This is a genomic window from Streptacidiphilus neutrinimicus (genome assembly GCF_000787815.1).
Taxonomy (GTDB): domain Bacteria; phylum Actinomycetota; class Actinomycetes; order Streptomycetales; family Streptomycetaceae; genus Streptacidiphilus; species Streptacidiphilus neutrinimicus.
On the sequence record NZ_BBPO01000053.1, the window covers coordinates 37,291 to 47,988 of the forward strand.

Annotated in this window: 11 protein-coding genes and 1 pseudogene; 8 read left to right on the top strand and 4 right to left on the bottom strand. The window is 73.2% G+C overall.

Annotated features, from left to right (window positions below; all coding sequences use genetic code 11):
- A pseudogene (locus TR48_RS43680) lies at positions 1-586 on the top strand (hypothetical protein); the annotation flags it as partial.
- A gap of 22 nt (positions 587-608) precedes the next feature.
- Positions 609-2,210: a DUF5719 family protein gene (locus TR48_RS27775; protein WP_052443114.1), complete on the top strand. Its 1,602-nt coding sequence runs from the start codon at positions 609-611 to the stop codon at positions 2,208-2,210.
- 44 nt (positions 2,211-2,254) lie between these two features.
- Here TR48_RS27775 and TR48_RS27780 read toward each other — a convergent pair whose 3' ends face one another.
- Positions 2,255-2,650, bottom strand: coding sequence for a metallopeptidase family protein (locus TR48_RS27780; RefSeq protein ID WP_042372304.1), 396 nt, complete (start codon positions 2,648-2,650; stop codon positions 2,255-2,257).
- Positions 2,651-2,906: 256 nt separating this feature from the next.
- On the opposite strand from TR48_RS27780, the gene TR48_RS27785 reads away from it, so the two are divergent.
- From TR48_RS27785 to manA, 5 genes are all read left to right on the top strand, one after another.
- A complete protein-coding gene (locus tag TR48_RS27785) occupies positions 2,907-3,287 on the top strand; it encodes a DUF3499 domain-containing protein (RefSeq protein ID WP_042372306.1) in 381 nt (126 codons plus the stop codon).
- Between the two features lie 166 nt (positions 3,288-3,453).
- Positions 3,454-4,839, top strand: a complete 1,386-nt coding sequence (locus TR48_RS27790) for a phosphomannomutase/phosphoglucomutase (RefSeq protein ID WP_042372308.1) — start codon at positions 3,454-3,456, stop codon at positions 4,837-4,839.
- 162 nt (positions 4,840-5,001) lie between these two features.
- The gene (locus TR48_RS40965) at positions 5,002-5,178 is read left to right on the top strand and encodes a Trm112 family protein (protein ID WP_084729819.1); all 177 of its coding nucleotides are present in this window, start codon (positions 5,002-5,004) and stop codon (positions 5,176-5,178) included.
- Entirely contained in the window at positions 5,175-6,401 is a 1,227-nt protein-coding gene (locus tag TR48_RS27795) for an SIS domain-containing protein (RefSeq protein ID WP_042372310.1), read from the top strand. The genes TR48_RS40965 and TR48_RS27795 overlap by 4 nt, the downstream gene beginning before the upstream one ends.
- Positions 6,402-6,408: 7 nt before the next feature.
- Positions 6,409-7,632, top strand: a complete 1,224-nt coding sequence (gene manA / locus TR48_RS27800) for a mannose-6-phosphate isomerase, class I (protein ID WP_042372313.1) — start codon at positions 6,409-6,411, stop codon at positions 7,630-7,632.
- Between the two features lie 91 nt (positions 7,633-7,723).
- On the opposite strand, the gene TR48_RS27805 is transcribed toward manA, so the two are convergent.
- The 3 genes from TR48_RS27805 to TR48_RS27815 all read right to left on the bottom strand — a co-directional run bounded on the left by TR48_RS27805 (position 7,724) and on the right by TR48_RS27815 (position 10,147).
- Positions 7,724-8,116 (bottom strand): hypothetical protein, encoded by a 393-nt coding sequence (locus TR48_RS27805; protein ID WP_042372315.1) that lies wholly within the window; start codon positions 8,114-8,116, stop codon positions 7,724-7,726.
- Positions 8,117-8,235: 119 nt separating this feature from the next.
- Positions 8,236-9,066 (bottom strand): heavy metal-binding domain-containing protein, encoded by an 831-nt coding sequence (locus TR48_RS27810; RefSeq protein WP_201777170.1) that lies wholly within the window; start codon positions 9,064-9,066, stop codon positions 8,236-8,238.
- A 64-nt stretch (positions 9,067-9,130) separates the two neighbouring features.
- On the bottom strand, positions 9,131-10,147 hold the full coding sequence (locus tag TR48_RS27815) for a heavy metal-binding domain-containing protein (RefSeq protein WP_084729820.1): 1,017 nt from the start codon (positions 10,145-10,147) through the stop codon (positions 9,131-9,133).
- 328 nt (positions 10,148-10,475) lie between these two features.
- On the opposite strand from TR48_RS27815, the gene TR48_RS27820 reads away from it, so the two are divergent.
- A partial coding sequence (locus TR48_RS27820) for an adenosylhomocysteinase (RefSeq protein ID WP_042372317.1) occupies positions 10,476-10,698 on the top strand: 223 nt, incomplete at its 3' end.

Consider the following 10,698-nt stretch of genomic DNA (forward strand, 5'->3'; position numbering starts at 1 on the left):
CCGCATGGCGGCGGCCGGCGCCGACGGCGCACAGGCCGCCGAGGAGGAGGCCGCCCAGCAGGGCGTCTACGCCGGGGAGCAGTCGGCCGAGGCGCCGTCCGGCGCCCGGCCACCGGGCCGCGACGCGGACGGCGGCCCGAACGGCGCGCCGGCCGGCGACCACGGCGCACCCGACCCCGCGTACGCCGCGACCGGCGGCGACCCGAACGGCTACGGCGCCGGATACAGCACCTACACCCCCGACGGGTACGCCGAGTTCTCCGGCGGCTACGGCCAGGAGTACGGCGCCGACCAGGGTGTCCACCCGGGGGCCCAGCAGGGCGTGCCGTACGGGTACGAGGGCTACGAGGGTTACGACGGCTATGCGGGCCAGCAGGGCTACCCGGACCCGTCCTACGGCGGCCAGCCCCAGCCCTACGGCGATCCGGCCCACCAGCCCTACCCGCAGCAGGGCTACCAGCCGCAGCACGAGGAGCCCGGCATGCCGGGCCAGGGCTACGGCTGGCACGACGCGAACGCCGGCCAGGGCCAGTACGGCTCGCTGGGCGCGGACGACCCGTGGCTGACCGGCCGCGACGAGCAGTGACGAGCAGGGAGCTGACCAACAGATGATCAACCGGACCACCCAGTCCCTGCTGGGCGCGCTCGGGGTCCTCGCGCTCGCCCTCGGCGTCGCCGAAGTGCAGCCGCCCAAGGGCCAGGCCGCCGCGACCGGCGACAGCGTCCGCACCGCCGTCCAGCAGACCAGCCTGGTCTGCCCGCCGCCGCTGCAGGGCTCCTCCGGCACGACCCAGTACAGCCTGGCCGTCCCGGCGGGCACCGTCGGCTCCTCGGGTTCCTCCGGCTCGTCCGGTTCCGGCAGCGGCGCGGGGGCGGCGCTCACGGCGCTGACGACCCCGATCAACGGCTCGGCGACCGCGTCCTCCGCCTCGCCGTCCGCGTCCGCGTCGGCCTCGACCTCGGCGAAGACGTCGTCCGCCTCGGCCAAGGCCTCGGCTCGCGCGTCCGGCCAACCCACGACCTCCGCCTCCGCGGCGTCCGCCTCGGCCTCGGCCTCGCCGATCGCGCAGCAGACCCAGGCGGGCGGCGCCACGACCGTCAAGGCCGCCTCCGGCAGCGACGCCCCGGGCATGGCCGCGACCGCCGGAGGCGCCCTCGCTCCCGGCTTCACGGTCCAGCAGACCACCGCCGGCAGCAACGGCCTGTCCGGCACCGGTTGCACCCCGGCCGGCACCGACTTCTGGTTCGCCGGCGCCGACACGGACAAGGGCACCACCGCCTACCTGGAGCTCTCGAACCCGCAGGACGCCAACGCGGACGCCGACATCCAGATCTTCGGCGCGGACGGCGAGGTCGACGACACCTCGGCGGCCAGCATCAACATCCCCGCCCACGGCACCAGCCAGTTGCTGCTCTCCTCGCTGGTCCAGCAGGGCAACGACGGCCAGAACCTCGCCGTCCACGTGCTCGTGCGCAGCGGGCAGCTCGCCGCGGCGCTGCACGAGAGCCAGGACGGCAACGGCTCGGACTGGATCCCCTCGACGACCCTCGGCTCCACCGCGCTGATCCCCGGCCTGCCCGGCGACGTGAGCAAGTTCGGCCTCACCGTCGCCGTCCCCGGTGACGTCGACGCGGACCTCAGGATCCAGCTGGCCTCCCAGAGCGGCTGGATCACCCCGGCCGGTCACGAGACGATCCACGTCAAGGCCGGCATGGTGAACTACGTCGACCTCGGCAACGTGACCCGGGGTCAGCCCGCCACGCTCCGGCTCACCCCCACCGACCCGAAGGCGCCCACGCCCTTCGTCGCGTCGGTCCTCGCCTCCGGCCACGGCGACATCGCCTACCTCGCCGGCAGCGCGCCCGTCATCCGACGCGGCACCGTCGCCGGGAACCAGTCAGGCGCGTCCGTGCTGCTGACCGCCCCGGCGGGCGCGGCCACCGTCACCGTGAGCTCGCTCGGCAGCGGCGGGACTCCGACGGACAAGACCGTGCAGATCCAGGCCGGCGCGACCGTGGCCGTCCAGCCGCAGGCTCCCTCGGGGGCGTCCACCTTCGCTGTCACCATCACCCCGACCTCGGGCGGCCCCGTCTACGCGGCCCGCGAGATCGGCGATCACAGCGGCCTGACGATCCAGCAGATCGCGGACGACGGCTCGACCGTCCTCATCCCCTCGGTGATCCAGAACCCGGCGATCCTCGTGCAGTAACGCGGTCGCCGGAGAGCGCGGCACGTGCCCGGGGCCGGGAGCGGTCAGTCCTCGCCGTAGCGGGGGTCGACCGCCTCCGGCTCCACGCCGAGCAGCTCGGCGACCTGCTCCACCATCACGTCGTGCACCAGCGCGGCCCGCTCCTCGCGGCCCTTGGCGCGGATCTCCACCGGACGCCGGTAGACCACGATCCGGGCGGGACGGCCCTTGGCCGCCTCCACCAGGCGGCCCAGCGGAACCTCGTCCGGACGGACGTCCTCGATGTCCGGCTCCGGCTCGCCCGGCAGCGGGGCGGGCACGTCCTGGACGGCGAACTCGACCTCCTCCAGCTGGGGCCACCGACGCTCCAGCCGCTCCACCGACTCCCGCACGTACTCGTCGAAGAGCTCCGAGCGGCTGAGCGAGATCGGAACCTGGCGCGGAGCCAGCGGCCCGCGCATGCCCCGGCCGTGGCGGTCCCGACGCCGTCTCGGCGCGGCGGCCGCCCCGGGCGCTCCGGGAGCCGCTCCGGAGGCGGACGTGGATACGGGTGGTCTCTCCATCACGACTAAGCGTATCCGCTGCCACCGACAGTAACCCTCGGCCGCCCGGAAACCCCGCCCCACCGGGGGAAACGGGCCTTGTCGGGACGACACGGGGCCCGATCCGGGGCAGAGTCTTCGCGGGCCGGTCAGGAGTGCGGTACCGTCCAACGTCGTGAGCCCTGTCCGTCGTTGTTCGCGCACCGCCTGCGGCCGTCCCGCGGTGGCGACCCTGACGTACGTCTACGCGGACTCCACCGCCGTGCTCGGCCCCCTCGCGACCTACGCCGAGCCCCACTGCTACGACCTGTGCGCCGAGCACTCCGAGCGCCTCACCGCCCCGCGCGGCTGGGAGGTCGTCCGGCTCAACGTGGAGACCGGCCCGATCCGGCCCTCCGGCGACGACCTGGAGGCGCTCGCCAACGCCGTACGCGAGGTCGCCCGCCCGCCGGCGCGCCGCCAGGACGGCGGCTCCGAGGCCGATCCGACCGAGGTCGGCCGCCGCGGCCACCTGCGCGTGCTGCGCACTCCCGACGAGTTCTCACCCGGGGGCTGACACCACCCCCTCGTAGGGGCCTTCGCGCCGCCTCGAGCCCCCTTCTGACCAGCTCCTACGCCCTCGCGTCACTCGGCGCTCACTTCATGCTCACGCACAGCCGGTATCGTGCACTGCGCAGGGCAGGAGAAGTGTGACCAGGACCACAGAATGGCGGAGAGCCGCAGTGCGTGACCTCAAGCAGATCGTGAAGGCGTACGACGTCCGCGGAGTCGTCCCTGACCAATGGGACACCGACCTCGCACGGGCCTTCGGAGCCGCCTTCGTGCAGGTCATCGGCGCGGACGCGATCGTCGTCGGGCACGACATGCGCCCCTCCTCCCCGGGCCTGGCCCGGGCCTTCGCCGAGGGCGCGGCCTCGCGCGGCGCCGACGTCGTGGAGATCGGCCTGTGCTCCACCGACCAGCTGTACTTCGCCAGCGGCAAGCTCGACCTGCCCGGCGCGATGTTCACCGCCAGCCACAACCCCGCCCAGTACAACGGCATCAAGCTGTGCCGCAAGGGCGCCGCGCCGGTCGGCGAGGCCACCGGCCTGGTGGAGATCCGCGAGCTGACCCAGTCGTGGATCAACGAGGACGACTCCGTCACCATCCCGGCGGTCGACGTCGCCGAGGGGAAGATCACCCAGCAGGACGAGCTCCAGGCCTACGCCGACCACCTGCGCGGCCTGGTCGACCTGACCTCGATCCGCCCGCTCAAGGTCGCGGTCGACGCCGGCAACGGCATGGGCGGCCACACCGTCCCGACGGTGCTCGGCGGCCTGCCGCTCGAGATCGTGCCGATGTACTTCGAGCTGGACGGCACCTTCCCGAACCACGAGGCCAACCCGCTGGACCCGAAGAACCTGGTGGACCTGCAGGCCAAGGTCCGCGAGGTCGGCGCCGACGTCGGCCTCGCCTTCGACGGCGACGCCGACCGCTGCTTCGTGGTCGACGAGAACGGCGACCCGGTCAACCCGAGCGCGATCACCGCGCTGGTCGCCGTCCGCGAGCTCGCCAAGGCGAAGGCCGCGGGCGAGACCGAGCCGGTGATCATCCACAACCTGATCACCTCCTGGGCCGTCCCGGAGGTCGTCGCCGAGCACGGTGGCCGCGTGGTGCGCACCCGGGTCGGTCACTCCTTCATCAAGGAGGAGATGGCGAAGTCCGGCGCGATCTTCGGCGGCGAGCACTCCGCGCACTACTACTTCCGCGACTTCTGGCGCGCCGACACCGGCATGCTGGCCGCGCTGCACGTGCTGGCCGCACTCGGCGAGCAGCCGAAGCCGCTGTCGGAGCTGGTCTCCGCGTTCAACCGCTACGTCCAGTCGGGCGAGATCAACAGCACCGTCGCCGACCAGGCGGAGCGCTCCGCCGCCGTGCGCGCGGCCTTCGCCGACGAGCCGGGCGCCAGCTTCGACGAGCTGGACGGCCTCACCGTGGCCGGCGCGGACTGGTGGTTCAACCTCCGCGCCTCCAACACCGAGCCGCTGCTCCGCCTGAACGTCGAGGCCCGCGACGAGGCGAAGATGGCCGCGCTGCGCGACCAGGTCCTCGCGATCGTCCGCGCGTAGCGCGCTTCTCGCAGGGGCGCGAGCAGCCACCCCGTGCGGATGGCCCTCGTCGAACAGGGCTGTCCGTCCGGGTGGTTGCCCGCGCAGTTCCTCGCGCCCCCGTTGGTGCAAGTAACCTGCTTGCACACTGATTCCGTCCACGACTTCCGGAGCGCCAGCGACATGAGCATCGAACCCGCACTGCTGGAGATCTTCGCCTGCCCGGCGTGCCACGCGCCGCTGCGCGAGGACGAGGAGGCGTCGGAGCTGGTCTGCACCGGAAGCGCCTGCGGGCTCGCCTACCCGGTGCGGGACGGGATCCCCGTCCTGCTCGTGGACGAGGCGCGTCGCCCGGCATGATCGACGAGCGGCTGCTCGACGACACCGCCGGGCTCGCGCGCGCCGACGAACGCGGCGCGCTGCTCGCGCTGGCCTCCGCGGGGGCGCGCGTGCGCACCGCGCTGCGCGCCGCCGACGAGGCGGGGCTGGGCGCCCTGCGACCGCAGGGACGGCCGCGTGCCGTGCTGGTCGCGGGACACGGGAGTGCCGCGACCGCGGGGGACGTGCTCGCCGCGTTCTGCGGCGGCGCCTGCCAGGTGGCGGTGCTGCGCCCCGGCCCCGGGGAGGACGCCGGACCGGAGTGGACGCTGCCGGGCTGGGCCTCGCCCTCGGACCTGCTGATCGCCGTCGCGACGGACGGCGAGGTCCCGGGGCTGGTCAAGCTGGTCGAGCGCGCCTACGCGCGCGGGTGCTCGCTGGTCGTGATCGCGCCGACGGACTCGCGCCTCGGCCAGGCGGCGCTTCAGGTGCGCGCGCTGCCGCTGCCCTACCTGCCCGGCGTCGAGCCGGACGAGCGCCGGCCGCTCTACGAGGACGCGGACCTCCCGCGTGAGGACCCGTCGGACTTCTGGGGCGTGCTGACCCCGCTGCTGGCGCTCGCGCTGCGCGTCGGCCTGCTGCCCGGCGAGCAGAAGGCGCTGCACGACGCCGCCGACCGGCTCGACGAGGCGGCGGTGCGCTGCCGGCCCTCCCTGGCCGCCTACGACAACCCGGCCAAGACCCTCGCCGTCCAGCTCGACGCCACCTTGCCGCTCCTGTGGAGCCTCGGCCCGTGCGGCACCGCCGTCGCCGGCCGGTTCACGGCCATGCTCGCCGACCACGCCGGGCGAGCGGCGCTCAGCGGCGTCCTGCCGGAGGCCATGGCCGCCCAGCGCGGCCTGTTCAGCGGCGGCCTGGGGGCCGGATCCGCCGAGCCCGACGACTTCTTCCGCGACCGGGTCGACGACCAGGGCGCGCTGCGGCTCCAGGTGGTGCTGCTGCGCCACCGCCCGGGAGCGGAGGACCCGGCAACCGAGGGCACCCCCGACGTCACCGGCGAGCCACCCGCCGATCACCTCGCGGACAGCGACCCACCGGGAACACGCCGTACCGTGACCCGGGCCCACCGCCTCGCGGCGGACCATCAGGTCGCCCTTCGCGAGCTCGGCTCCTCCCGGACCGATCCGGTCGAGGCACTCGCCGAACTCGTGGCACTGACCGACTTCGCGGCCGTCTATCTCGGGCTCGCCGCTGAGAGGACCTAGAGAGCGCATGGATCGTCTGGAGAACACCGTCCGCCCGTACGCCTGGGGCTCGCGGACGGCGATCCCGGCGTTGCTGGGCGTGGAGCCCGGCGACGAGCCGCAGGCGGAGCTGTGGATGGGCGCACACCCGGGCGCGCCGTCGGGCGTGAACCGCGGCGAGGGCGCCTGCTCGCTCGACCAGGTGATCGCGGCGGACCCGGTGGGCGAGCTCGGCGCGGCCGTCGTGGAGCGGTTCGGGCCGGCGCTGCCGTTCCTGTTCAAGGTCCTGGCGGCCGAGGAGCCCCTGTCGGTGCAGGTGCACCCGGACCTGACGCAGGCGCGGGCGGGCTTCGCGGCGGAGGAGGCGGCAGGCGTGCCGCTGGACGCGCGCGAGCGCAACTACAAGGACCCGAACCACAAGCCCGAGATGCTCTGCGCGCTCGACGAGTTCACCGGCGTGTGCGGATTCCGCGCGCCCGCCGGGACGGTCGCGCTGCTGGAGCGGCTGGGCGTGCCGGGCCTCTCGCCGGTGCTGGACGTGCTGCGCGCCAAGCCCGAGGCCGAGGCGCTGCGGGAGGCGCTGACCTGGGCGCTCTCCCTGGAGGCCGACGCCGTCGTCCCGCTCGTCGCCGCCACCCACGACGCGCTGCTGCGCATGGCCGAGGAGTCCTCGGAGCCTGGTGAGGTCGTGATGCTGCGTGACTACGCGGCGCTGGCCGACCACTACCCGGCCGACCCGGGCCTGCTGTCCGCCCTGCTGCTCAACCACGTGGTGCTGCGGCCGGGCGAGGCCGTGTACCTCGGGGCCGGGGTGCCGCACGCGTACTTCCGTGGCCTGGGCGTGGAGCTCATGGCGAACTCCGACAACGTGCTGCGGGCCGGCCTGACGCCGAAGCACATCGACGTGCCGGAGCTGCTGCGGGTCGTGGAGTTCGAGGCCACCGACCCCGGCGTGATCCGGCCGCGCCCGGTCGCGGACCACCCGGGGGAGGAGCTCTATCCGGCGCCCATCGACGAGTTCCGTCTCTCGCGCTACCGGCTCGGCGCCGACGGCGGCAGGCCGCTGCCCACCGACACCCCGCAGATCCTCCTGTGCACCGAGGGGCGGGTCTCGCTGACGGACGCGACCGGCGAGCGGCTGACGCTGGCCCCGGGCCAGTCCTGCTTCCTCGCCGCAGGCAGCCCCGCCGTCACGGCGACCGGTGAGGACGGCGACCCGGCGACCCTCTTCCGGGCCACCGTCTCGCTCTGACGCAGCCCGTCCGAGCGACCGCCACAGCGCGTGGAGCGCCGGGGCCGAAGCCCCCCGGCGCTCCACCGGTTCCGCTCCGCTCCCAGGGCCCTCAGAGGCCCATCACGAGCTTTTCCAGGGCCGCGCGGGCCCGGGCGTCGGACTCCGCCCGCAGGGCCACCGCCGCCGCCAGCTCGTGGACCCACTCGTCGAGCGCCACCTGCTTGCGGGAGAGCACCACGCCGCGCACCACCGTCGCCACCTCGCCCTGCGGGCGGCCGTGCGCCAGCACCAGGATCAGCCGACGGTCGTCGAGGCTCACCTCCAGCCGCTCGACGGTCCCCGGACGGCCGGACAGCCGGTCGGAGACGGACCGCTTGCGCGCGAGCTCGACGGAGCCAGGCGGCAGGGCGTCCGCCAGGGAACCCGTCAGCACCTGGGCATACATGTCCAGATCCGCGGCGTCCCGGCGCAGCGCCGCCGCCAGCAGCTCGATCTCGCTCATTGCCTTCGCTCCCTCATCAGCACCCGGTGATCCCCTACCCGTTCGAACGGGCTCAGCATCTCAGGAGCCACAGCATCTCAGGAGGCACGGCGTCCCAGGACGCACGGCCCCCGGGACGCTCAGCCGTCCAGGCTCAGCACCATCGTGGGACGCTCGATCTCGTGGTCCGGACGCAGCGGGCGGACCGCCGTGCCGATCGAGAAGAACTCCGTGGTGTGCCCGCCCCATCGGTGGTTGTGGGCGTTGAGCTGGACGCCCACCACGCCCTCGGCGTGCAGTTCCTCGGCCTCGGCCTGCATCCGCGACATCGCCAACTCACGCGCGTCGTAAAGGGCCTGGGTGAACTGCTCGATCTCCACGTTCTTGCCGATGTTGGAGAACACGGCCCCCATCCGCTGGTGCGCGATGTGGTAGACGCAGGTGCCCATGACCATGCCCAGCGGGGCGTAGCCGGCCCGGATCAGCGTCCAGAAGTCCTGGCCCGACAGGTCCGAGGTGAAGGGCTGGTTCTTGTTGTTGCGCCAGCTGCCGCCGCCGGGCGCCGGGTGGTCGGCCTTCACGGCCGTGCCGATCGCGATGAACTCAGCGATGTCGTTGCCGAACTCGCGCGCCTCCACCGAGAGCCGGACCCCGACGATGCCGTCGGCGCCGAGCGCGTGCGCCTCGGCCTCCATGCGGGTCATCGCCAGCTCACGCGCGTGGTACATCGCCTGGCTCAGCGTCTCCAGCTCCTGGTTCTTCCCCCAGCGGCCGAACTGGATGCCGACGTGGTAGATCGAGCTGCCCAGCACCAGGCCGATCGGCTTGAAGCCGGCCTCGCGCACGAGCAGGAACTCGTTGACCGACAGGTCGCTCGTGAAGATCGATCCGGCGCGACCCGGCTGCAGCTCCTGCAGCCGTCGCATCGCGTCGGCGGGCACACCCTGGGCGGTCGGGTCCATGGTGCTCATCGGGCAGCTCCCCTTGCATGGGTCAGGTCGTGGTTCGTGCGGATCGACTGCGTCATGCGTGTGTTCATCCCTGGTCGCCCAGGTCCTGCAGCTCGGTGAGCAGGCGCCGGTACTGGTCCTTGTCGCCGTACGGGCTGGATGCGACGGCGGCCAGCCGCTGCCGCAGCCGGTCGCCGCGCTTGCCCAGCGGCATCACGGAGAGCGTCCGCGGCGGTTCGGCCTTGGTCCGGAAGCGGGCGATGGTGGTGCCGATCATCGTGGCCTCGGCCACGTGGTCGCGCTGCTCGGAGTTGCGGTTGGACGCCCGAATGCAGGACTCCTCCCACACCCGCAGATCACCGCTGGCCATGATCACGCCGTCGCCGCCCCGCCGGGACCCCTGCAACTGCAGCTGCTGCCGCGCGTCCGCTCGGATCGCGTGGATCAGGTTGCTCCAGCCCGTGATCTCGTTGTTCCGCCACGAGTACAGCTGGGACTGGGTGCGATAGTCGTTGTGGCGCACCCCGATCGACATCCCGACCAGCAGCTCGGCCGGCACCCAGCCCGCGCTGACCAGCTTGGCGAAGCCCTGCCCGTCCAGGTGGCAGGTGAACGGGTGCTTCGGCCGCACGTCCCCGCGGGCGCGCACAGCCGTGCCGATGACCTTGAACTCCAGGCAGTTCGGCGCGTTCGGGAACGGCTGCATGGTCAGCTGCGCGGCCACCACACCGTCGCCGCCCAGCGCCGCGCACTCCTCGGTCATCCGGCCCAGCGCGGTGCGGCGGGCCTGGTCGAAGACGCCCACCAGCGTCTGCGAGGGCGCGCCACGCCCGGACAGGGCGATCGGCGCCTCGCCGTACCCCCCGAAGGAGTAACCGGCGCCGGAGAAGAGACAGTCGTGGTAGCCCCAGTACCGGCCGCTTCGGGCGATCTGGAAGACGGCCGAGCCCATCACCTGGCCCACGGGCTCGAAGCCCACGGACCGGACGGAGGCGAACTCGCCGGTGGACAGCGCGGAGGTCCAGGTGCCGCTCTGCCTGACCTCCGCCATGCGCTCGGCAGCGACAGGTGGCAACCCGCCGCCGCTCCAGGGAACCGTCATCCCGCCCCACTTCCGTCCCGCACTGTGATCTCTGCGAACACGTAACTGCGCCTCTCGGAATGTACGCACGGTGTAGATTCGTCTCAAGCACCAGACGTCGCTGCTGATGGCGGTCGGCGAGCCCGGGTCCCCGGACGCGGTCACGCCGAGGGAGAGAGGGCCTCCGACGCACTGGTCCGGAACAATCGGTCATACGGTTGAGGTACGTGCAAGGGTTCCCGGAACCCACCGCCTCATCGGCATGCCCGCGCACGCGCCCGAGCCCGCCTCGGCAGCGCGCCGGTTCCGGGCCACCAACGCCCGCACCCCGACGTGATGGAGAGACAGCGTGACGTCCCTGAACGCCGGTGACTTCAAGGTCGCCGACCTTTCCCAGGCCGCTTTCGGCCGCAAGGAGATCGAGCTGGCCGAGCACGAGATGCCCGGTCTGATGTCGATCCGCAAGGAGTACGCCGCCGCGCAGCCGCTGGCTGGCGCGCGGATCACCGGTTCGCTGCACATGACCGTGCAGACCGCAGTGCTCATCGAGACCCTCGCCGCACTCGGCGCCG